Source organism: Pseudomonas sp. B21-041, from assembly GCF_024748675.1.
GTDB classification, from domain to species: Bacteria; Pseudomonadota; Gammaproteobacteria; order Pseudomonadales; family Pseudomonadaceae; genus Aquipseudomonas; species Aquipseudomonas neuropathica.
Genome location: NZ_CP087175.1, coordinates 2,645,832 through 2,667,937, shown reverse-complemented (window position 1 = coordinate 2,667,937; position 22,106 = coordinate 2,645,832). Strand labels below are relative to the sequence as shown.

The window sequence follows — 22,106 nt, the reverse complement described above, 5'->3', positions numbered from 1 at the left end:
AACATTGATGTCGACTGATCCACTGCTATCGCGAGCAGGCTCACTCCTACAAGGGATCGTGGTCACAGGAGGAATGATGAGTAACGAAAAGTACGAAAAAGGTCTGAAGATCCGCACTCAGGTGCTCGGCGAAGCCTACGTTCAGCGTTCAATCGACAACGCCGACGACTTCACCCGTCCGCTGCAGGAAATGGTCACCGAATACTGCTGGGGCCATGTCTGGGGGCGTGAGGGTTTGTCGCTCAAGGAGCGCAGCATGATCAACCTGGCGATGATCTCGGCGCTCAACCGTCCGCATGAACTCAAGCTGCATGTGCGCGGCGCCTTGCGTAACGGCCTGAGTCGTGAGCAAATACGCGAAATTCTGCTTCAGGTCGGCATTTATTGCGGCGTTCCGGCAGCCGTGGACAGTTTCCGGCTGGCCCGTGAAGCCTTTGCCGAAGCCGACGCCGAGGCCTCCAGTTAACCCCTCGGCTGTTTAGATGCCCGTCTGGCATGGACAGCCAACCGAATGAGCGGACCCCATGAAACGCCAGCCACTCGACGACAGCTTCAAGGTCAATCGCAACCCCGTTACCCTGCGTGAAATCGTGCTGGATAAACTGCGTAGCGCGATCATGAATTTCCAGCTCATGCCCGGCGATCGTCTGGTCGAGCGCGATCTGTGCGATCGCCTCGGTGTAAGCCGTACGTCGGTGCGTGAAGCCTTGCGTCACCTGGAATCCGAAGGTCTGGTCGAGTTCGCCGATGCCAAAGGCCCGCGTGTCGCCATCATCACATTGGCCGACGCCGTGGATATCTACGAATTGCGTTGCGTGCTGGAAGGTTTGATCGTGCAGTTGTTCACCCTGCGCGCCAAAGCCAAGGACATCAAGGCCCTGGAAAAAGCCCTCGACGAGAACCGCAAGGCGCTCAAGGACGGCGAACTGCAACAGGTGATCGACTCGGTGCAAGGCTTCTACGACGTGCTGCTCGAAGGCTCGGGCAACCATGTCGCGGCGACTCAGCTACGCCAGTTGCAGGCACGCATCAGCTACCTGCGCGCGACCTCGGTCTCCCAGGAAAACCGTCGCGGCGCGAGTAATCAGGAAATGGAAAAAATGGTCGAGGCGATCAAAAGCGGCGATCCGCTGGTGGCGCATCAGGCCTGTGTCGATCACGTTCGCGCTGCCGCTGCGGTGGCGCTCGACTATCTCAAGCGCAAGCAGGAAGAGACCGGCGCAACCCCGGCCATGACCCTGCCCATCGCGCTGAAAGAACCGCGTATAGGTCACTGATATGTTCAGCCCGAGCTATTGCCCGAAATGCGGTGGCCCTGACCTCGGTCAGCAGATACCGGCGGGCGATACGCACGAGCGCCTGATGTGTCGCGGCTGCGGCTACATCCATTACATCAATCCGAAAATCATTGCCGGCTGCATCATCGAGCAGGACGGCAAATACCTGTTGTGCCAACGGGCGATCCCACCGCGCCCGGGCACCTGGACGCTGCCCGCCGGGTTCATGGAAAGCGGCGAGACCACCGAGCAAGCGGCCATCCGTGAAGTCTGGGAAGAAAGCGGCGTGCGCGCGGAAATCGTCTCGCCGTACTCGATTTTCAGCGTGCCGAAGATCAGCGAGGTGTACATCATCTTCCGTGCGATCGCACTGGAGATCACCGGGCAGTACGGGCCGGAAACCCTCGATTACAAGTTCTTCGCGCCTGAAGACATTCCGTGGGAGCAGATCTATTACCCGGCGATCCGGCAGATTCTCGAGCGCTATATCGAAGAACGCCAGGCTGGGGTGTATGGGATCTACATGGGCAATGACGATAGCGGCAAGATTCACTTCATCCGCTGATCACCACCTATACCCCTGTGGGAGCGAGCCTGCTCGCGAATGCGGTCGTTCTGATCGTTCCCACGCTCCGCGTGGGAATGCCTCTTCGGACGCTCCGCGTTCGGCTTTGAAAGGGGGCTGCGTTCCCACGCGGAGCGTGGGAACGATCAATACCCTAGGCTTCAGAGTGGGGCGATGCCTTCGACGATGATGATTTCCGCCTTCGCCCATTCCTCGCGATAACTTTTCGCTTCCTGATACGCCGCCGAGTGGTAGCACGCCACGGCTTTTTCGTAGCTTTCGAATTCGATCACCACGCTGCGCTGTGGCGTCTCGCGTCCTTCCATCGCTTCGCTGCGCCCGCCCCTCGCCAGAAATTTCGCACCAAACTCAGCAAACGCCACCGGCGCGCGCTGGGTGTATTGGCTGTAATGATCGGCATCGGCTATATCCACATGAGCAATCCAGTACGCCTTCATAGTGACCTCATTGTTGATTTTGTATTATGGTATACCAATATATTTCCAACGAACCCTGAGAGTCCAGCATGGCCTTCAACAGCATCGAAGAAATCATCGAAGATTATCGTCTCGGCAAAATGGTCCTGCTGGTCGATGACGAAGATCGCGAGAACGAGGGCGACCTGCTGCTGGCCGCCGACCGTTGCACGCCCGAGGCGATCAGCTTCATGGCCCGTGAAGCGCGCGGGCTGATCTGCCTGACCCTGACTGACGAACATTGCCAGCGTTTGGGCCTGGAGCAAATGGTCCCGGCCAATGGCAGCGTGTTCAGCACCGCGTTTACCGTATCGATTGAAGCAGCGGTGGGCGTGACCACCGGCATCTCCGCAGCAGATCGCGCTTGCACCGTGGCCGCCGCCGTCGCGCCGAATGCCCGCGCTGAAGACCTGGTGCAGCCGGGCCATATCTTTCCGTTGCGCGCCAAGGAAGGTGGCGTGCTGACCCGCGCCGGCCACACCGAGGCCGGTTGCGACCTGGCACGTCTGGCCGGTTTTACGCCGGCCTCGGTGATCGTCGAGGTGATGAACGACGACGGCACCATGGCCCGTCGCCCGGATCTGGAAGTGTTTGCGCGCAAGCACGGGATCAAGATCGGTACCATCGCCGACCTGATCCACTATCGCCTGAGCACCGAACACACCATTGAACGCATCGGCGAACGGGAGCTGCCGACGGTGCATGGCACGTTTCGCTTGATCACCTTTGAGGATCGCATCGAGGGCGGCGTGCACATGGCGATGGTCATGGGCGATCTGCGCCGTGAAGAACCGACGCTGGTGCGCGTGCATGTGATCGATCCACTGCGTGATCTGGTCGGTGCCGAGTACAGCGGGCCAACGAACTGGACGCTGTGGGCGGCGTTGCAACGGGTGGCGGCTGAGGGCCATGGGGTGGTTGTGGTGCTGGCCAATCATGAATCTTCGCAGGCGTTGCTGGAGCGGGTGCCGCAATTGACCCAGCCGCCGAGACAGTTCAGCCGTTCGCAATCGCGAATTTATTCGGAGGTCGGGACTGGGGCGCAGATTTTGCAGAATCTTGGGGTGGGCAAGCTACGTCACCTGGGCCCTCCTCTGAAATACGCCGGGTTGACCGGGTATGACCTGGAAGTGGTCGAGAGTATTCCGTTTACCGAGTGAAGCGGCCCTCACCCCAGCCCTCCCGAAACGTCGGACCGCCCGTAGGGAGAGGGAGCTGACCGAGGTGTTTAGTCGCTATACGCCGACCTGAAATACCGTGTCGAACTCAGATTTTGAACAGCACAAAGATCGGCTCCCTTTCCAATGCCGAGTCGAGCGCGGTTTTGAACGACATGAAGATCTGCTCCCTTTCCCCCTCTCCCATTGGGAGAGGGCTGGGCGGGCGGCGTTCCGATGAGGGGCTGGATCTAAAATTTCTACACATCTCTCAAGTGAAAAACCATCAGCCTCCAGATAACTGGTAAGGCAAAGTGCTTGCACAAAGTTTGGAATACCATAATATGATATTCCATAGACCGGACATTCCAACGAAGGTCCATCTACTGCTCCCGACAGGCGGGCAACAACGCAAGCCCGCTCAAAAACACAACAATGAGGGCGTAAAAATGGTGTTGAACAAAGCTGCAACCGCGATCTTTTTCGCGGGACTGCTCAGCGTCACCGGTCAGGCTGCAATGGCTGCCGAGAGCGTGAACTTCGTCAGCTGGGGCGGAAGCACCCAGGATGCGCAGAAACAGGCCTGGGCCGATCCGTTCAGCAAGGCCAGCGGCATCACCGTCGTGCAGGACGGCCCGACCGACTACGGCAAACTCAAAGCCATGGTCGAGAGCGGCAACGTGCAGTGGGACGTGGTCGATGTCGAAGCCGACTTCGCCCTGCGTGCCGCCGCTGAAGGCCTGCTCGAACCCCTCGATTTCAAAGTCATCCAGCGCGACAAGATCGACCCGCGTTTCGTCAGCGATCACGGCGTCGGCTCGTTCTTCTTCTCCTTCGTCCTCGGCTACAACGAGGGCAAACTCGGCGCCAACAAGCCACAGGACTGGAGCGCCCTGTTCGACACCAAAACCTACCCGGGCAAACGCGCCCTGTACAAATGGCCAAGCCCTGGCGTACTCGAACTGGCGCTGCTGGCCGACGGCGTGCCTGCCGACAAGCTTTACCCGCTCGACCTCGATCGCGCCTTCAAGAAACTCGACACCATCAAGAAAGACATCGTCTGGTGGGGCGGCGGCGCGCAGTCGCAGCAACTGCTGGCCTCCGGTGAAGCGAGCATGGGCCAGTTCTGGAACGGTCGCATTCACGCCCTGCAAGAAGACGGCGCACCGGTCGGTGTGAGCTGGAAACAGAACCTGGTCATGGCCGACATTCTGGTGATTCCAAAAGGCTCGAAAAACAAGGACGCGGCGATGAAGTTTCTGGCCGCCGCCAGTAGCGCCAAGGGCCAGGCCGACTTCTCCAACCTGACCGCCTACGCCCCGGTCAACCTCGACAGTGTGGAGCGTCTGGATTCGACGCTGGCCCCCAACCTGCCGACTGCCTATGCTAAGGATCAGATCACTCTAGATTTCGCGTACTGGGCCAAAAACGGCCAGGCCATCGCGACACGGTGGAACGAATGGCTGGTCAAATGAAAATGGCGGCCACCGCGCCCCGTCCCTCCACTGCCACCGGGGGCGCCACCGGCGCTGCCGGTTCGGCCCACGGAACACAGGCGGTTGCGATGCAGCAAGCCCCGTCCCTCAGACAACGCTGGCGCGGCGCCGGCAACCTCGCCCCAGCGCTGCTGTTCATCGGCCTGTTTTTCCTCGCGCCGTTGATTGGTCTGCTGTTGCGCGGCGTGCTTGAACCGACGCCAGGCCTTGGCAACTATGAACAACTGTTCGCCAACTCGGCTTACGCCCGAGTGCTGCTCAACACCTTCTCGGTGGCCGGGCTGGTGACGCTGTTCAGCTTGCTGCTGGGCTTTCCACTGGCCTGGGCGATCACCTTGGTGCCACGCGGCTGGGGGCGCTGGATCCTCAACATCGTGCTGCTGTCGATGTGGACCAGCCTGCTCGCCCGCACCTATTCGTGGCTGGTGCTGCTACAAGCGTCGGGCGTGATCAACAAGGCTCTGATGGCGATGGGCATCATTGATCAGCCGCTGGAAATGGTGCACAACCTCACCGGCGTAGTGATCGGCATGAGCTACATCATGATCCCGTTCATCGTGCTGCCGTTGCAGGCAACCATGCAGGCCATCGACCCGATGATTCTGCAGGCCGGCTCGATTTGCGGAGCCAGTCCGTGGACCAACTTCTTCCGGGTGTTCCTGCCGCTGTGTCGGCCGGGTCTGGCCTCCGGTGGCTTGATGGTGTTCGTCATGTCGCTCGGTTACTACGTCACCCCGGCACTGCTCGGCGGGGCGCAGAACATGATGCTGCCGGAGTTCATCATTCAGCAGGTGCAATCGTTCCTCAACTGGGGCCTGGCCAGTGCCGGCGCTGCGTTGCTGATCGCGATCACTTTGGTGCTGTTCTACTTCTACCTGAAGCTTCAGCCGGAATCCCCGGTTGGCGCCAGTAACGCGAGGTAAGCCGACATGCTCCTGACCCCCAATGCGATGAGCCGGCGCATGCGCTTCGGCCTCTACGCCACCACCGGGCTGATCGGTCTGTTCCTGCTGTTGCCGATCGTCTTCATCGTGCTGCTGTCGTTCGGTTCTTCGCAATGGCTGGTGTTTCCGCCACCGGGCTGGACGCTGAAATGGTACGGCCAGTTCTTCTCCAACCCCGACTGGATGAACGCCGCAGCGGCCAGCCTCAAGGTCGCCGTGCTGACCACGATCTGCGCCGTAGCCCTCGGTTTGCCGACCGCGTTTGCGCTGGTGCGCGGGCGTTTTCCCGGTCGGGAAATGCTCTACGGCCTGTTCACGCTGCCGATGATCGTGCCGCTGGTGATCATCGCCGTGGCGGTGTACGCGCTGTTCCTCAAGCTCGGTTACACCGGGACGATGTTCGCGTTCGTCGTCAGCCATGTGATCGTCGCGCTGCCGTTCACGATTATCTCGATCATCAACTCACTGAAACTGTTCGATCAGTCGATTGAAGACGCGGCGGTGATTTGCGGTGCTTCACGCCTGCAAGCGGTGTTCAAAGTGACATTCCCGGCGATTCGTCCGGGCATGGTCGCCGGCGCCCTCTTCGCCTTCCTCGTGTCGTGGGACGAAGTGGTGCTCAGCGTGATGATGGCCAGCCCGACCCTGCAAACCCTTCCCGTAAAAATGTGGACCACCCTGCGCCAGGACCTGACGCCAGTGATCGCCGTCGCTTCGACGCTGCTGATCGGCTTGTCTGTTTTGGTCATGGTCATCGCCGCCGCGCTGCGCCGGCGCAACGAAATCAGCGCCTGAGCGCCCAGGAGTACGACATGAGTGCCGTGATCAAAGACGCTTCCCAGCAGAATGACAAACCCCTGGTCAGCCTGCGCAATCTGAACAAGCACTACGGCGACTTTGCTGCCGTCGACAACATCTCGCTGGACATCAAGGACGGTGAATTCCTCACCTTCCTCGGCTCCAGCGGCTCGGGCAAAAGCACCACGCTGTCGATGCTCGCCGGGTTTGAAACACCGAGCAGCGGCGAGATCCTCGTCAACGGTCAGTCGCTGGTGAATGTGCCGCCGCACAAGCGTGACATCGGTATGGTGTTCCAGCGTTATTCGCTGTTCCCGCATCTGTCGGTGCGCGACAACATCGCGTTTCCTTTGGCGATCCGCAAACTGGCCGCCGCCGAGCGCGACAAGCGTGTCGATGCAATGCTGAAACTGGTGCAGTTGGAACAGTTCGCGCATCGCCGCCCTTCGCAACTGTCTGGCGGCCAGCAGCAACGTGTCGCCATTGCCCGGGCGCTAGTTTACGAACCACGCATCCTGCTGATGGATGAACCGCTCGGTGCGCTGGATAAAAAGCTGCGTGAAGATCTGCAGGATGAACTGCGCCAACTGCATCGTCGCCTGGGCATTACCATTGTTTACGTGACCCACGACCAGGAAGAAGCCATGCGTTTGTCGCAGCGCATTGCGATTTTCAGTCATGGCAAGATTGTTGGATTGGGCAGCGGTTATGACCTTTATCAGAATCCGCCGAATGCGTTTGTGGCGTCGTTCCTCGGCAATTCGAACTTCCTCAAGCTTAAGGCACAGGGCAATGCGGCGGCTTCGTTTGAAGGACAGTCATTGTCGATTCGACTGACCGCTGGGTTGTACACCGATCAGGATGTGTTGCTGATGGTGCGGCCGGAAAAGGCACTGGCGTTGAGCGTGGCGCAGGCGATTAGCGAGCCGTTGCCTTCGGGTTGGAATGAGGTTTCAGCGAAGGTTGTGGAAGTGCTGTTTCTCGGTGAGAGCCAGACTTGCAGCGTGGTCACCTCGGGCGGGACTTCGATGACGGTGAAAGCACTGTCAGCCGCCGGCATGCCGCTCAAGGCTGGCGACCCGGTGCAAGTGCGCTGGGCCACTGCCGATGCGTGCGTCTACACCGAATGGACCGAAAGCGATCTGAACAAGGCTGCCGGCGCTCACTGATAGCGTGTTGTCTGTGGGATCTACCCCCTCACCCCAGCCCTCTCCCCCAAGGGGGGCGAGGGGGAAAGGGAGCCGATCTTCGTGTTGTTCAAAACCCGAGTTCGACTCGGTATCCCAAGTCGGTGTACCTCATCCAAACAACCCGGTCAGTCCCCTCTCCCTCCGGGAGAGGGCTAGGGTGAGGGAACCAGTCGCCATGCTGTTCAAATCCGAGTTCGACTCGGTATCACACGTCGGCGTACCTCGAAAGAACAACCCGGTCAGTCCCCTCTCCCTCTGGGAGAGGGCTAGGGTGAGGGAAACAGTCGACGCGGTATCAGACAATAGCGCGGTAGCCTTCGATTTCGTCCGGCCAGGCGGTGAGAATTTCGAAGCCCGTCTCCGTCACCGCAACCATATGTTCCCACTGCGCCGACAACGAGCCGTCCTTGGTCAGCACGGTCCAGCCATCCGGCATATTTTTCACATGACGCTTGCCGGCATTGAGCATCGGCTCCACGGTAAAAATCATCCCGGCCTTGAGCTTCATTCCCTGATCGGGAAAGCCGTAATGCAGAATCTGCGGCTCATCGTGATAGACCTTTCCGATCCCGTGCCCGCAGTACTCGCGCACTACGCTGAAACCTTCTTTCTCCGCCAGGCTCTGAATCGCGTGGCCGATGTCGCCCAACGTCGCGCCCGGTTTCACCACGCGAATCCCCGCGCACATGGCGTCATAGGTGGTCTTGATCAGGTGCTGCGCTTCAGGTGTTGCCTCGCCGACCACGTACATGCGGCTGGTATCACCGAACCAGCCGTCCTTGATCACCGCGATGTCGAGGTTGACGATGTCGCCATCCTTCAGCGGTGTGCCCGACGGAATCCCGTGGCAGACCACATCGTTGACCGAGGCGCAGACGGTTTTCGGAAAACCGTGATAACCGACATTCGCCGGCACGGCTTTCTGCACGTTGACGATGTAGTCGTTGCACAGTTGATCGAGCTGATCAGTGGTGACGCCCGCCTTCACATGCGGCACCAGCATGGCCAGCACTTCAGCGGCGAGTTTGCCGGCAGCACGCGATTGCGCGATGTCGGCCGGGGTGTTGATCTTGATCTGGTTTCTCATGCGCTGACGGCTTCCTGAGTCAGTTGTTGCAGATCCAGCCCGCCGTTCTGTTCGGCACGGATCAGCAAGCGGCAAATGGCGCTGTGGTCGAGGTTGGGGTGCAGCTCGGCGAGCATGCCGATGCGCATCCAGTGCTCGGCCTGCGCGTTGATCGAGCGGCTGAGGGCGTTGCTGGAGATACGCAGGTTCTCGTGCATGTCCTCTGAAATCTTTACGATGCCCATATATGGATCCGATACGATGTGTATATGGATCGTATATTAGCCAAGCCTCACGGGAAATTGCAAATCAACCCAGCGCCGCGTCGAAAAACGATGAGATGAGCCGACTGGAACGCCGCTCCGCCAAGCAGTACAAATAAGTCTCGGTGAACAGCTCCTCGCCCTCGATTCTGATCGTGCGGATGTTCGGGTCGGCAATGAACTCCGCTTCTGAAACCACCCCCAACCCCAGCCCACGCACCACCGCCTCACGCAACGCCTCACGGCTGCCGATTTCCATGGCGATGCGCGGTTTGACCTGCGCCGCATTCAGCGCCTGTTCCAGCACCAGTCGTGTGGTCGAGCCTGGCTCGCGTTGCAGCAGCCGCTGCCCTTCCAGTTCCTCCAACCGCACGCTGCCACGATTGGCCAGCGGATGTTCATGGTGCGCGAACAAAATGATCGCGTGCCGCGCATAACGCACCGAACACAACGCCGGATCATCCTGACGCCCCGCCAGCACGGCGATGTCGGTCACATAGTTTTCCAGATCCGACAGCACCTGTGCCGAGTTACCCACGCGGATCGACACGTCGATGTTCGGGTGTTGTTGCAGGTAGCTGTCGACCATCTCGATCACATGAAACGGCCCCACCGCACCAACCTTGAGCTGGCCGCTGTCGAGCCGTCCAGAGTCGCGCAGCAGGTTGTGCGCTTCCAGTTCCAGCAAGGCAATCCGTTGCGCGATCGGCAGCAACTGCCGCCCGACATCGGAAAGCTCGATCCGCCGCCCGCGCCGATGGAACAGCTCAACATTGTGCTGGCGTTCCAAGGCTTGTACTTGCGTGGTCAGTGTTGGTTGGCTGAGCCCTGTCGCCCGCGCACCGGCACTGAAACTGCCGTGACGGGCAACGGCGAGAAAGGCCCGCAATTTCGCGCTGGACATCCATAGACTCCATCAATAGTTAGCTGCTGTTTCCCATATTGAATTGATTGAATGACTGTCACGTGACAGACCTAGCCTGTGGCAACTCCCAACCACACCGTGGAATGCCATGAAAACAATCAAACAGTTTCTGCGTGTCGCCAGCCTCACCGTCATTGCCCTCGGCGCCAGCCAAGTCTGGGCCAAGGACAAATTGACCATTGGCTTGATCCCCTCTGAAGATTCCCAGGCGATGATCGAATCGAGCAAACAGGTGCTCGACGATCTGCAAGCCAAAATCGGCATGCCGGTGGTGCCGTTCGTGGCCACCGATTACAACGGCATCATCGAAGCGCTGCGTTCGGGCAAGCTCGATGTCGCCTACCTCGGGCCGTTCTCCTACGTGCTGGCGACCTCGGTGGCGGATGTCGAGGCGTTCTCGGTGGCGGTGACCAAGAAGACCGGGCAGAGCGCGTACAAAAGCGTGATTCTGGCGCGCAAGGACAGCGGTATTCATTCACTGGCAGACCTCAAGGGCCATACGTTCGCGTTCGTCGACCCAAGTTCCGCGTCCGGCCATCTGTTCCCGAAAGCAGGCCTTGAGCAGGCCGGTTTTGCTCCGGACAGCCTGTTCAAACGGGTGATTTTCTCCGGTTCCCACGACGCCAGCATCCTTGCGGTGGAGAACAAGAAAGTCGACGCGGCGGCCGTGGCTGACCGCATCTTCGCCAGCGCCGTGGCCAAAGGTGTGGTGAAGCAGTATGACTTCGAAATAGTTTGGAGTTCCAAGCCGATTCCTGAGTCGCCGATGGTCTGGCGCAAGGCGCTCGATCCGGAACTGAAAAAGAAAGTCGCCGATGCACTGGCCTCGATCAAGGACGTGCCGTGGGGCGATCAGGGCCTGCTCAACGGCTTCCAGCCCACCACCGACGCGTCGTATGACGTGGTGCGCGAAACCGCCAAGGTGCTCGATCTCGATTTGCGGAGCATGAAATGATCAGCATCCGCCAACTGACCAAACACTACGGCAGCAACCCGGTGTTGCGTGGCATCAACCTGGAGGTCGCGGCCGGCGAATTCGTCGTGGTGCTCGGTCAGTCCGGCGCTGGCAAATCGACCTTGCTGCGTTGTATCAATCGCTTGGCGCAGGCCGACAGCGGCACGCTGAACGTGGCCGGCATCGACGCCCTCGCCTGCCCTGACACCAGCGTTCTGCGCCGTGAAGTGGCGATGATTTTTCAGCACCACAACGTCGTGCCGCGCCTGAGTGTGCTGAAGAACGTGCTGACCGGTCGCCTCGGTTCCGTCGGCACCATCGCCTCGATTCTGCAGCTGTTCCGCCGTGACGATGTGGCGCTGGCCATGCAATGTCTGGAGCGCGTCGAACTGGCGCACAAGGCTGGCGAGCGCACCGATTCGTTGTCTGGCGGACAAAAACAGCGCGTCGGCATCGCCCGCGCCTTGGCGCAACGGCCGCAGGTGATTCTGGCCGATGAACCGATTGCCAGTCTCGACCCGAAAACCGCTCGCCTGGTGTTGCAGTACTTGCGCGATGCCACCCGCGAACTGGGCATCACTGTGCTGTGCAATCTGCATCAGGTCGAATACGCCCGTGAGTTTGGCGACCGCGTGGTCGGCTTGGCCAATGGCAGCCTGGTGTTCGATGGCAAAGCCTTGAGCATGACCGACGCCGATCTGGCGCGAATCTATCCGGGGCAATCGGCGCAATCCCCTGCTGACGTGCCCACGCCCACCCTGTCCTACTGCACTGCATCGAGGGCCTGAGCATGCAATCGCAAAACTATCAGTGGGTCGGCGACCGGCCCCGTGGCCCGCGCAGTTGGCTGACCACCGGCGCCGTCGTCCTGATCGTGCTGTGGACGCTGAACTGGAGCGCACAAGGCGCGCAGCTCAGCCTCGGTGAACTGGCGGCGGGGTTGCCACAGATCGGTGATTTCCTTTCGCGCACCTTCCCACCGGATCTGAGCATTCTTCCGCGTCTGCTCGCGCCAGCGGTGGAAACCTTGCAGATCGCCATTTGGGGCACCCTGCTCGGCGTGTTGCTGGCGATTCCACTGTCGTTTCTCGCGGCACGCAATTTGAGCCGCAACCGCTGGGTATTTCACGCCACGCGTCAGGCACTGAATTTCACCCGCAGCATCAATGAACTGATCCTCGCGCTGATCTTCGTCTCGGCGGTTGGACTCGGCCCGTTCCCCGGCGTATTGGCGCTGGCGTTGCATGGCCTGGGCATGCTTGGCAAGTTCTTCGCCGAGAGCATCGAAGAGATCGACCAAGGCCCGATTGAAGCGCTGCAAGCGACTGGTGCGCGACCACTGCAGGTGATCGTGTTTGGTGTGCTGCCGCAGGTCATCACCGCATGGATTGCGGTGATTCTGTACCGCTTCGAAGTCAACCTGCGCTCGGCCACGGTGCTGGGCATGGTCGGTGCTGGTGGCTTGGGTTTCGAACTGGTGAGCAGTCTCAAATTGTTCAAATACCAGGAAACTGCGACCTGCATCATCGTCATCACCTTCATGGTGATCGTCGCCGATGCCGTTTCCGGCCGGTTGCGTGCCGCCATCCAGAGCGGTTCGGCGCACTAGCGTAAAGCTGTTATCGGCTGAGCCGATTCAAACCTGCGAATTATCGATTTGAGCCGTTGTCGACGGGCGCTGAGTATGGCGCCACACGACAACAACAAGAAGGATCCACCATGACTGCCCGTTTTCAGAACCCCGTCGATACCCGCTTCGGCTGGGGCAGCCTGCAAGACCTTGCCGCCATCACCGAGCAGCAGACCGTGGCCCTCGTGACCTTTCCCGAAGCGCGAGGGCTGGGGCTGGTCGATCGCCTGCAAGCCTTGCTCGGTGCGCGTCTGGTTTATGTGTTCGAAGACGTTCAGCCCAACCCCGACGTCGCCCATCTGCGCAGCACTTACGAGCACTTCTGGCAACACGCCGGTGACTGTGACGTGGTCCTCGCCGTGGGTGGCGGCAGCGCCATCGATACCGCCAAGGCATTGATCGTCGGCACCGAATCCGGCCGTTTCGATGAACTGTTGAGCCTGCTGTCGAGCGGCAAGCCCTTCACGCCAGCCCGGTGCAAACAACTGATCGCCGCACCGACCACCGCCGGCACCGGCAGCGAAGTCACCCCGTGGGCGACGATCTGGGACAGCGCCAGCCAAAAGAAATATTCGCTGCACCTGGACTGCACCTGGCCAAGGGTGGCGATCATCGACCCGCAACTGATGCTCACCGTACCGGCCGGCGTCACCGTTTCCACCGGGCTCGATGCCCTGTCCCATGCGCTGGAAGCGATCTGGAACGTCAACGCCAACCCGGTCTCAGACACCTTTGCCATTTCCGCGATTGAAGACATTCTCGAATGCCTGCCGCGTTTGCACAAAGATCTGTCGAGCCAAGAGTTGCGCACGCGCATGGCCCTCGCCGCACTCAAGGCCGGGCTGGCATTTTCCAACACCAAAACCGCGCTGGCGCATTCGATTTCCTATGAGATGACCTTGCGCCACGGTTTGCCCCACGGCATCGCCTGCTCCTTCACCTTACCGCTGGTTTTGGGTTTGGCCTGGGGCCACGACGCCACGCGCGACCGTACCTTGCAACGGGTATTCGGCGCGGACCTGGGCAAAGCCCAACAGCAACTGCGCGAGTTCCTGCACAGCCTCGGGGTGAAGACCGAGTTTGCCGATTACGGCGTCTCGGCCAAGGACGCCGAAGCCATCATCCAGCTCGCGATGCAGGGTGCGCGCGGCAAGAACTTCATCGGTTCACAAGCCGCCTGACGCCTGATAACACCCGAGTCACCCAAGCACCGCCAGCGGCATGCAGCCGCGGTGATTTCCTGTCGCACCAAAAAAGAGTGCACCCCGCCGACGACACCCGGCGGGAACCGACAACAATAAGGAAAAGATCATGAATCGTGCCGAAACAATGCCTGGTCTCGCCGTCCGTTCCGCCTCGTTCCGGGTCGCCCAGTGGCGCATGCTGCTGGCGGCGATGTTCTGTTACCTGTTTTTCTACACCGGTCGGCAGACCTTCGGTTTTGCCATTCCGGGGATTCAGGCCGAGTTCGGCTTGAGCAAAGAAACCCTCGGCTGGGCCTCTGCGGCGATGCTCTGGGCCTACGCGATTGGCCAGGCGATCAACGGCAACCTCGCCGACAAATTCGGTGGCCGGCGCATCATGACCCTCGGTGCGGTGCTGTCCTGCGCGGCGAACTGGGTGACCAGTTTTGCCAGTGGTTTCACCAGCCTGATTCTGCCGTGGGGCGTCAACGGCTACTTTCAGGCCTTGGGCTGGGCGCCGGGCGGTCGGCTGATTGCCAATTGGTGGGCGGCGGGTGAGCGCGGCAAGGTTTACGGTTTCTACACTTTCGCCGCCGGCTGCGCGTCGATTCTGTCGTACGTCACCTCTATCGTCGTGCTCGAAGTGCTGCAACTGGAATGGCGCTGGATCTTCCGTTTGCCAGTGCTGCTGATGCTCGCCGGCGGGATCATTTTTTATCTGGTTGCCCGCGAACGCCCGCAGGATCTGGGCTTCGAGCCGGTGGGTGATACCGGCGTGGCCAACGCTGACGACAAACATCAGGAAGCGGCACAGGGCGAAGTCGAATCCTCGGCACAACGCTACAAAGCCGTGCTGAAGAACCCTCGCCTGCTCATCGCCGCGCTGTCACTGGGCTTTCAGAACGCGGCGCGCTACGGCTTGATCGTCTGGGTGCCGGTGCACTTTCTCGGCGCTGACTGGAAAAGTGGTGACGGCATGATCGATCCGAAATGGATCACTGTCGCCCTCCCCGTCGGCATGGCGGTCGGTGCACTGAGCAACGGCTGGGTGTCGGACAAACTGTTCGGCTCCAAGCGCTATCTGGCGATCATGCTCTATATGTTCCTCGGCGCCGCGACCAGCCTGTGGATGTGGAGCCTGCCCCCACACAGCGTCATCGGCCTGATCGCCCTGTTCCTTTGCGGCTTCTTCGTCTACGGCCCAGCCTCGAGTTTCTGGGCGCTGTGCCCGGATCTGGTCGGGGCCAAACGCGCCGGTACGGCGACCGGGATCATGAACTTTTCCTCGTACCTGTTCGCCGGATTGGCCGAGCCACTGATCGGGCGTCTGCTTGACACCACGGCAAATACGTCTCTGATCTTCATAGTGGTCACCAGCGCCTGCCTGTGCAGTGCGGCAGTGGCCTTGTTCATTCGACGCTGACGGGGCTTGCATGTACCAGTATCACAAGTGGTTGCGTTCATTTCATGCGGTGGCCAAGACCGGCAGCTTTACCCTTGCTGCCGAGTTTCTCAGCGTCGGTCAGCCGACCGTCAGCGAACAGGTCAACGCTCTGGAGAAGACCTTCTCGGTCGAGCTGTTCCATCGCCGTGGCCGCTACATCGAAATGAGCGCCGCCGGGCACAAGCTCTATGCGATCACTCAGGGCCTGTTCGGTCAGGAGGATGAAGCCGTGCAACTGTTGCAGAGCTTCAAGCAGCGCAAGACCGGCATGCTGCGCCTCGGCGCGGTGTCACCGCCAATTGCGATGAACCTGACCTATGAGCTGATGCAGCGCCACCCGGATATCGAACTGGAAACCTCGTTTTCCTCGGAAAAGGACACCCTGGCGCGGTTATTCAACTTCGATATCGACGTGGCGATTCTGGCCTTGTCGGAATTCGATGAGCGCTTCCACACGCGGCTGTATCACCGTTATCCGATCATCGCCGTGGTCCGCGATGACCATCCGTGGGCAAGTCAGGCGCAGGTTCACATCAGTGAAATCAGCGGCGAAAAATGGGTGATGCGCGAATCCAGTGCGCGCACCCGGCAACTGGTGGAAGAAAGCTGCAAGCGCCTCAATATCGATCTCAATTGCGTCATGCAACTCAACAGCCGCGAAGCCATCGTCCACGCGATCGTCAAGGGCATCGGCATCGGGTTTGTCTCGGCGGTCGAGTACGCCGAAACCCCGGGCACCAAGCCGATCACCTTTGTCGATCACCCGTTTTTCATCGAATACCACCTGTGCTGCCTCGGCATCCGCCGCAACCGACCGGTGATTGCCGAACTGTTTGATGCGAATCCACCGCTGACCTGATCAGCACTGACCCTTGAACCGCCTACCTCATTGCCGAGGGACGGCCCACGCTTACCTGAAAACGGAGATTGACCATGCAGTACCAACAACCGACTCACCTGCAAGCCGCGATCCTCGACTGGGCCGGCACCGTTGTCGATTTCGGCTCGTTTGCGCCAACGCAAATCTTCGTCGAAGCCTTTGCCGAGTTCGGCGTCGCGGTATCGCTTGAAGAAGCGCGCGGGCCGATGGGCATGGGCAAGTGGGATCACATCCGCACGCTGTGCAACTTGCCACAGATTGCTGAACGCTATCGTGCAGCGTTTGATCGCTTGCCGAGTGATGACGATGTAACGGCAATCTACGAACGTTTCATGCCGTTGCAAATCGAGAAAATCGCCCTGCATTCGGCGCTGATTCCGGGCGCACTCGAAGCCATTGCGGCATTGCGCGACAAGGGTTTGAAAATCGGTTCGTGCTCGGGCTACCCGGCGGTGGTGATGGCCAAGGTCGTCGAACTGGCGCGGGAAAATGGCTACGTCGCCGACCATGTCGTCGCCACCGATGAAGTGCCCAATGGCCGGCCGTATCCGGCGCAGGCCTTGGCCAACGTGATTGCCCTGGGCATCGATGACGTGGCCGCCTGCGTCAAGGTCGACGACACCTGGCCGGGGATTCTCGAAGGGCGCGCAGCCGGCATGTGGACGGTGGCATTGACCTGTTCCGGCAACGCACTGGGCCTGACCTATGAGCAATACAAGGCGTTGCCGTCGGATCGACTGGCGGAAGAGCGTGCGCGAATCGGCAAAATGTTCGCCCCTTCGCGCCCGCACTACCTGATCGACACCATCGCCGAGCTGCCCGAAGTGATCGACGACATCAATGCGCGCCTGGCCCGGGGCGAAACTCCGCAGTCCTGCTAATTGATCGTCCGCACCCCGCGCTGATCGTTCCCACGCTCTGCGTGGGAATGCAGCCCGTGACGCTCCGCGTCACTGGACGCAGAGCGTCCCTAGAGGCATTCCCACGCAGAGCGTGGGAACGATCAACAGCCAGATCGCGGGCAAAAAAAAGCTGCCAAAAATGGCAGCAAAAACTTTAAGAACACGCGATGTATTGACCGCAGCATAGACGCCGGATAATGACTGTGTCATGACAGCCGAAAATTCATTCAACCGCCCCGCCCCCGTCATCAGGATGTCATCAAGATCACGGCAGAATCCTCGCAAACCGTCTTGAGCCTCGCGACGGATGCTCTGCAAGGATTCCCATGAAAGACGACGCCTCGCTGTTTGCCGCCATCGACCTGGGTTCGAACGCCTTTCGCCTGATGATCGGCCAGTCGGTGCGCAGCCGCAAAGGCTTGCAGATTCAGGAAGTGAAAACCCTGCGCGAGCCGGTGCGCCTTGCCGAAGGCTTTGACGGTGGTGCGCTGGATGCACTGGCACTGGATCGCGGCTGGCAGGCGTTGGCGCGGTTCGGCAAGAAGCTGCGTGGTTTCGAGGCCGGCCGTGTTCGTGCGGTGGCCACCAGCGCGGTGCGTGAAGCGGACAACGCGCAACTTTTTCTGGCCAGTGCCGAGCGGCATCTGGGCTTTCCCATCGACGTCATTTGCGGCCATGAAGAGGCGCGGCTGGTCTACGCCGGCGTAACTCACGCCTTGCCCAGCGCCGACGACCTGCGCCTGGTAGTCGACATCGGCGGCGGCTCCACCGAGCTGATCCTCGGCCAGGGCTCACAACCCTTGTTAACCGAAAGCATCGCCATCGGCAGCGGCACCTTGAGCACGCGTTTCTTTCGCGGCGGCGATGTGTCCGCCGGCGCGCTACAGGAGGCTGAACGCTTCGCCATTCTGCAGTTTGAACATGTCGCCAAGCGCTATCGCGCGCAAGGCTGGCAGCAGACCATCGGTTCGTCCGGCACCGCGCGCATGCTCGCCAAAGTGCTCAAGACCAATCGCCTCAACGACTTCGGTCAGGACGGCATCACCTACGGCGGACTGCTGCGCCTGTCGCTGCTGTTGTTGAAGGTAAACAACGTGCAACAACTCAAGCTTGCCGGTCTGCAACCACACCGCCAGAGCATTCTGCCCGGCGGTCTGGTGTTAATGCTGGCGGCATTCAAAGTATTCGGTATCGCACAAATGCTGCCCTCCGAACCGGGCCTGCGTTTGGGCGTATTGCACGGTTTGATGAGCCAACACTAATCCTCGCCACGGCAGATTCGTCTCCCCTTCAGCGGCTCGATCGACTACCATGCCGCCGTCGGTTCCCGAACGGGACTAATAGGGAATCCGAGGTGCTTGCACAGCACTGATCGGAACTGCCCCCGCAACTGTAGATGCCGAGCCTGCTCCACGACTGCCACTGGGTGAATCCCGGGAAGGCCGGAGCCAGGCGATGACGCATCAGTCAGGAGACCTGCCGGCACAGTGATTACTAACCGGCGGGGTGTCCGGGAAGGACATCGTGCCGTGCGCGTCTTCGTTGGCTGCCCGGCCTTGCGCTGTTTTCCTGACTGCGTTCGATGGTGTGTTTCCAATCCGTACTCTCCCGCTCCCGTACGGTTCCCCTGGAGACTGCCCCATGCTGCTGCCCCGCGTTGCCACCCTGATCACCGGCCTGAGCCTTGGCGCCCTGGCGCAGGCGGCACCGACGGTCTATCCGCTGACGGTCGAAAACTGCGGCAGCACCCTGACCTTCCAGCACGCACCGACGCGCACCGTGACCATCGGCCAGGCCGGCACGGAAATGCTCTACGCCATGGGCCTGGGCGACAAAGTCGTCGGCACCTCGTTGTGGTTCAACAATGTGCTGGCCAAATACAAAGCCCAGGACGACAAGATCGAGCGTTTGGCTGACAACGAGCCAAGTTTCGAATCGGTGATCGGCAAGCGTCCGGAACTGGTCGCCGTGGAACTGGAATGGATGGTCGGCCCGCAAGGCGCGGTGGGCACTCGCGAGCAGTTTCATGAACTGAAGATTCCGACCTATCTGCTGCCTTCCGATTGCGAAGCCAAGGACAACCTCGTCGGCGCCGATGGCACGCGACTGGCGCCGTTTCGCATCGAGACGATTTACAAAAGCGTGAGCCAACTGGCGCAGATCTTCGATGTTCAGGAGCGTGGCCAGCAGCTCAATGATCAACTCAAGGCCAGTCTCGCCAAATCGATTGCCACCGCCCAAGGCAAACAGCTCAAAGACGCCAGCGCGCTGGTGTGGTTCTCCAGCGCACAAATGGACATCGAGCCGTTCGTGGCCGGGCACAAAGGCGTTCCCGATTTCATGCTCAGCACCCTCGGCGTGCGCAACGTGGTGGCGTCCGATGAGGAGTGGCCAACCGTCGGTTGGGAAACCATCGCCAAGGCCAATCCGACCTTCCTGGTCATCGCGCGCATGGATCGTCGACGTTTCCCCGCCGACGACTATGAAAAGAAACTCGCCTTCCTGCGCAGTGATCCGGTGACGCGCAACATGGACGCGGTGAAACACAATCGCATCATCATTCTTGATGCCATGGCCATGCAGGCGAGCCTGCGCATGTTCGAGGGCATTGAGCAATTGGCCACGGCCATCAACGGCTATGACCTGTCGCAATGAGTGCCAGCCTGATCCGCACGCTCCTGGCCCTGGCGACCCTGTTGATTGCAGTGGTCGCCGGCGTGGCCATCGGTGAAACCTCGATTGCACCGGACGTAGTGTTGCAAGTGCTGGCGAACAAATTGTGGGGCGCCGGGCATGTCCTCGACCCGATCGATGAAGGCATCGTCTGGAACTACCGCCTGACCCGGGCATTGGTCGCGGCGGCATGCGGTGCCGGCTTAGCGACCTGCGGAGTGATTTTGCAGTCGCTGCTGCGCAATCCGTTGGCCGATCCGTATCTGCTGGGCATTTCTGCCGGCGCCTCGACCGGGGCCGTGATGGTCGCGCTGCTTGGCGTAGGTGCCGGGATCATCTCACTCTCGGTCGGTGCCTTCGCCGGCGCGGTCACGGCGTTCGTGCTGGTGATTGTGCTGGCGCGGGTCAGCGGCTCCGCCAGCAGTACAGGGCAGATCATTCTCGCGGGGATCGCCGGTTCGCAGCTGTTCAATGCGCTGACGGCGTTTCTGATCACCCGCTCGGCAAGCTCCGAGCAGGCACGCGGGATCATGTTCTGGCTGCTGGGAAATCTCGGCGGCGTGCGCTGGCCGTCGGTGTGGCTGGCGGTGCCAGTGGCCGTGTTGGGGTTGGTTGTGTGCCTGTGGCATCGGCGGGCGCTGGATGCATTTACCTTTGGTGCGGATTCGGCGGCGTCGCTCGGCATTCCGGTGCGGCGTGTGCAGATTCTGCTGATCGGTTGTGCGGCGCTGGTGACGGCAGTGATGGTGTCGATTGTCGGTTCGATCGGTTTTGTCGGTCTGGTCATTCCTCATGCCGCGCGTCTGTTGCTGGGCACCGGTCATGCGCGGTTGCTGCCGGCCAGTGCGTTGGGTGGCGCGGTGTTTCTGATAGCCGCCGATGTGCTGTCGCGCACCCTGATCAAGGGCCAGGTGATTCCGGTCGGAGTGATTACCGCGCTGGTCGGCGCGCCGGTGTTCGCCTTGATTCTGGTCGGCCGCAGGTCGGCGCGATGAACAGTGTTTTGAGTTGTTCCGGCCTGAGCTTCAGGGTGCGCGGCGCCGAGTTGCTCAACGGTGTCAGCCTTGAGGTTCAGCGTGGCGAAACCCTGGGCATTGTCGGGCCGAATGGCGCGGGCAAATCCACTCTGTTGAAGTTACTGGCCGGGCTGCGTGAACCGAGCGCTGGCGAGGTGCTGCTCGATGGTCAACGCCTGGGCAAAATGGCCCGACGCAGCATTGCGCAAAAACTCGCGGTGGTTGAACAACAAGCCGACACAGATGACGGCATTCGCGTGTTCGACGCTGTCGCGCTGGGGCGCACGCCCTGGCTGTCGGCGCTGCAACCGTGGTCGGCGGCCGACGACGCCATTGTTCAGCAGGCGCTGACCGACGTCGACGCGATGCACCTGCGCACCCGTCTCTGGCGCAGCTTGTCCGGTGGTGAGCGACAACGGGTACACATCGCTCGGGCCCTGGCGCAGCGACCGCAAATCCTGTTGCTGGACGAACCGGCCAACCACCTTGACATCCAACATCAGCTGACCATTCTCAACGTGGTGCAGGCGTTGCCGGTGACCACGTTGATTGCGCTGCATGATCTTAATCAGGCGTTGAAATGTGATCGTCTGGCGGTGCTGGAACGCGGGCGGCTGGTGGCGTTGGGCAAGCCGCTGGAGGTGCTGACACCGCAGCGCTTACAGGAGACGTTCGGGGTCAGGGCGCATTACCTGACGGACCCGTTCGATGGGGCGCAGATTCTCAGATTTCACTCATGACGTTGTGCATGTGGGTTGTTTGCCAGACCGGGTCAGCGTCGACGTCGATAATCTTGAAGCCCTGCCGTTGCCAGAACGCGATGGCCCCCGGTAAAAACGGATGGGTGTGCAGGTAGATCAACTCGACGCCGTCAGCGAGTGCCAGATCCTTGAGTGATCGATACAGTGCGCCGGCCAGCCCGGATCGCCGCTGTGAAGGCACGACGAACAGGCGCACGATTTCCACCACATTGCGGTCGGGATAATCCAGGTTCGGGAATCGCCGGTCGTAAGGAAGATAGCCGATCGAGGCCACGATCTGCCCTTCGTGGCGAGCAATCAGAAAGCGCCCTGCCCCACGCAGATAAACCTCGGCAAAACGCGCCAGATCGTCGGGCATGCCCGTTGCGCTGAGCTTGGGGAAAAGCTCGGCACGGGCCTTTAGAACAAAATCCAGCACCTCGGGAATGTCTGCGTCAGACACGGTTTGGATAACGGGTTGATCACTCATGTAGCGGCAAACACCTGAACTGCGGCTGGCCACAG

25 protein-coding genes and 1 riboswitch are annotated in these 22,106 nt (G+C 60.6%); of the genes, 19 read left to right on the top strand and 6 right to left on the bottom strand.

The features are described 5' to 3' along the window. Positions 1-76: 76 nt before the first annotated feature. The 3 genes from LOY43_RS11915 to LOY43_RS11905 are packed head-to-tail and all read left to right on the top strand — an operon-like array spanning position 77 to position 1,842. Positions 77-466, top strand: coding sequence for a carboxymuconolactone decarboxylase family protein (locus tag LOY43_RS11915; protein WP_027613073.1), 390 nt, complete (start codon positions 77-79; stop codon positions 464-466). A 58-nt stretch (positions 467-524) separates the two neighbouring features. After that, positions 525-1,277, top strand: a complete 753-nt coding sequence (locus LOY43_RS11910; RefSeq protein WP_007918001.1) for a GntR family transcriptional regulator — start codon at positions 525-527, stop codon at positions 1,275-1,277. 1 nt (position 1,278) lies between these two features. Beyond that, positions 1,279-1,842, top strand: a complete 564-nt coding sequence (locus LOY43_RS11905; RefSeq protein WP_201232809.1) for an NUDIX hydrolase — start codon at positions 1,279-1,281, stop codon at positions 1,840-1,842. A 161-nt stretch (positions 1,843-2,003) separates the two neighbouring features. Here LOY43_RS11905 and LOY43_RS11900 read toward each other — a convergent pair whose 3' ends face one another. After that, positions 2,004-2,300, bottom strand: a complete 297-nt coding sequence (locus LOY43_RS11900; RefSeq protein WP_095050095.1) for a DUF1330 domain-containing protein — start codon at positions 2,298-2,300, stop codon at positions 2,004-2,006. Positions 2,301-2,368: 68 nt separating this feature from the next. Here LOY43_RS11900 and ribBA point away from each other — a divergent pair, with 68 nt between their 5' ends. The 5 genes from ribBA (at position 2,369) to LOY43_RS11875 (ending at position 7,882) form a co-directional block, all read left to right on the top strand. Further along, positions 2,369-3,478, top strand: a complete 1,110-nt coding sequence (gene ribBA, locus LOY43_RS11895; RefSeq protein ID WP_095050094.1) for a bifunctional 3,4-dihydroxy-2-butanone-4-phosphate synthase/GTP cyclohydrolase II — start codon at positions 2,369-2,371, stop codon at positions 3,476-3,478. A gap of 446 nt (positions 3,479-3,924) precedes the next feature. Further along, on the top strand, positions 3,925-4,950 hold the full coding sequence (locus tag LOY43_RS11890; RefSeq protein WP_095050093.1) for an ABC transporter substrate-binding protein: 1,026 nt from the start codon (positions 3,925-3,927) through the stop codon (positions 4,948-4,950). Beyond that, positions 4,947-5,894 (top strand): ABC transporter permease, encoded by a 948-nt coding sequence (locus tag LOY43_RS11885; protein ID WP_220558854.1) that lies wholly within the window; start codon positions 4,947-4,949, stop codon positions 5,892-5,894. The genes LOY43_RS11890 and LOY43_RS11885 overlap by 4 nt, the downstream gene beginning before the upstream one ends. A gap of 6 nt (positions 5,895-5,900) precedes the next feature. Continuing rightward, entirely contained in the window at positions 5,901-6,710 is an 810-nt protein-coding gene (locus tag LOY43_RS11880) for an ABC transporter permease (RefSeq protein WP_007918021.1), read from the top strand. Positions 6,711-6,727: 17 nt separating this feature from the next. Beyond that, positions 6,728-7,882: an ABC transporter ATP-binding protein gene (locus tag LOY43_RS11875; protein ID WP_258709693.1), complete on the top strand. Its 1,155-nt coding sequence runs from the start codon at positions 6,728-6,730 to the stop codon at positions 7,880-7,882. Positions 7,883-8,198: 316 nt separating this feature from the next. Here the strand turns inward: LOY43_RS11875 and map are convergent, their stop codons facing one another. The 3 genes from map to LOY43_RS11860 all read right to left on the bottom strand — a co-directional run bounded on the left by map (position 8,199) and on the right by LOY43_RS11860 (position 10,136). Continuing rightward, positions 8,199-8,990 carry a type I methionyl aminopeptidase gene (gene map / locus LOY43_RS11870; RefSeq protein WP_007918026.1) on the bottom strand — a complete coding sequence of 264 codons (792 nt, stop codon included), beginning with the start codon at positions 8,988-8,990 and terminating at the stop codon, positions 8,199-8,201. Continuing rightward, a complete protein-coding gene (locus LOY43_RS11865) occupies positions 8,987-9,214 on the bottom strand; it encodes a ParD-like family protein (protein WP_007918027.1) in 228 nt (75 codons plus the stop codon). Before LOY43_RS11865 ends, map begins: the two co-directional genes overlap by 4 nt. 64 nt (positions 9,215-9,278) lie before the next feature. Next, complete coding sequence (locus LOY43_RS11860) at positions 9,279-10,136, bottom strand: LysR substrate-binding domain-containing protein (RefSeq protein WP_095050090.1); 858 nt, start codon at positions 10,134-10,136, stop codon at positions 9,279-9,281. Between the two features lie 109 nt (positions 10,137-10,245). Between LOY43_RS11860 and phnD the strand changes: the two genes are divergently transcribed. The 7 genes from phnD (at position 10,246) to phnX (ending at position 17,131) form a co-directional block, all read left to right on the top strand. Further along, complete coding sequence (gene phnD, locus LOY43_RS11855) at positions 10,246-11,112, top strand: phosphonate ABC transporter substrate-binding protein (protein WP_258709692.1); 867 nt, start codon at positions 10,246-10,248, stop codon at positions 11,110-11,112. Further along, entirely contained in the window at positions 11,109-11,900 is a 792-nt protein-coding gene (phnC, locus tag LOY43_RS11850) for a phosphonate ABC transporter ATP-binding protein (protein ID WP_258709691.1), read from the top strand. The genes phnD and phnC overlap by 4 nt, the downstream gene beginning before the upstream one ends. A 2-nt stretch (positions 11,901-11,902) precedes the next feature. Further along, positions 11,903-12,721: a phosphonate ABC transporter, permease protein PhnE gene (gene phnE, locus LOY43_RS11845; RefSeq protein WP_258709690.1), complete on the top strand. Its 819-nt coding sequence runs from the start codon at positions 11,903-11,905 to the stop codon at positions 12,719-12,721. 110 nt (positions 12,722-12,831) lie between these two features. Beyond that, positions 12,832-13,923 (top strand): iron-containing alcohol dehydrogenase PsrA, encoded by a 1,092-nt coding sequence (gene psrA, locus LOY43_RS11840; protein WP_258709689.1) that lies wholly within the window; start codon positions 12,832-12,834, stop codon positions 13,921-13,923. Positions 13,924-14,053: 130 nt separating this feature from the next. Then, positions 14,054-15,349: an MFS transporter gene (locus LOY43_RS11835; protein WP_258709688.1), complete on the top strand. Its 1,296-nt coding sequence runs from the start codon at positions 14,054-14,056 to the stop codon at positions 15,347-15,349. Between the two features lie 10 nt (positions 15,350-15,359). Next, positions 15,360-16,229, top strand: coding sequence for a LysR substrate-binding domain-containing protein (locus tag LOY43_RS11830; protein WP_095050084.1), 870 nt, complete (start codon positions 15,360-15,362; stop codon positions 16,227-16,229). 74 nt (positions 16,230-16,303) lie between these two features. Then, positions 16,304-17,131 carry a phosphonoacetaldehyde hydrolase gene (gene phnX / locus LOY43_RS11825; RefSeq protein ID WP_095050083.1) on the top strand — a complete coding sequence of 276 codons (828 nt, stop codon included), beginning with the start codon at positions 16,304-16,306 and terminating at the stop codon, positions 17,129-17,131. 69 nt (positions 17,132-17,200) lie between these two features. Here phnX and LOY43_RS11820 read toward each other — a convergent pair whose 3' ends face one another. Continuing rightward, positions 17,201-17,470, bottom strand: a complete 270-nt coding sequence (locus LOY43_RS11820) for a hypothetical protein (protein ID WP_258709687.1) — start codon at positions 17,468-17,470, stop codon at positions 17,201-17,203. 8 nt (positions 17,471-17,478) lie between these two features. Between LOY43_RS11820 and LOY43_RS11815 the strand changes: the two genes are divergently transcribed. The 4 genes from LOY43_RS11815 (at position 17,479) to LOY43_RS11800 (ending at position 21,581) form a co-directional block, all read left to right on the top strand. Continuing rightward, on the top strand, positions 17,479-18,414 hold the full coding sequence (locus tag LOY43_RS11815; protein ID WP_095050081.1) for a Ppx/GppA family phosphatase: 936 nt from the start codon (positions 17,479-17,481) through the stop codon (positions 18,412-18,414). Between the two features lie 42 nt (positions 18,415-18,456). After that, positions 18,457-18,651: riboswitch (cobalamin riboswitch) on the top strand. Between the two features lie 142 nt (positions 18,652-18,793). Next, positions 18,794-19,807: an ABC transporter substrate-binding protein gene (locus tag LOY43_RS11810; protein ID WP_258709686.1), complete on the top strand. Its 1,014-nt coding sequence runs from the start codon at positions 18,794-18,796 to the stop codon at positions 19,805-19,807. Positions 19,808-19,815: 8 nt separating this feature from the next. After that, on the top strand, positions 19,816-20,820 hold the full coding sequence (locus LOY43_RS11805; protein WP_258709922.1) for an iron ABC transporter permease: 1,005 nt from the start codon (positions 19,816-19,818) through the stop codon (positions 20,818-20,820). Further along, positions 20,817-21,581 (top strand): ABC transporter ATP-binding protein, encoded by a 765-nt coding sequence (locus LOY43_RS11800; RefSeq protein ID WP_095050078.1) that lies wholly within the window; start codon positions 20,817-20,819, stop codon positions 21,579-21,581. The genes LOY43_RS11805 and LOY43_RS11800 overlap by 4 nt, the downstream gene beginning before the upstream one ends. On the opposite strand, the gene LOY43_RS11795 is transcribed toward LOY43_RS11800, so the two are convergent. Next, the gene (locus LOY43_RS11795) at positions 21,565-22,071 is read right to left on the bottom strand and encodes a GNAT family N-acetyltransferase (protein WP_177409278.1); all 507 of its coding nucleotides are present in this window, start codon (positions 22,069-22,071) and stop codon (positions 21,565-21,567) included. The genes LOY43_RS11800 and LOY43_RS11795 overlap by 17 nt on opposite strands. Positions 22,072-22,106 lie beyond the last annotated feature (35 nt).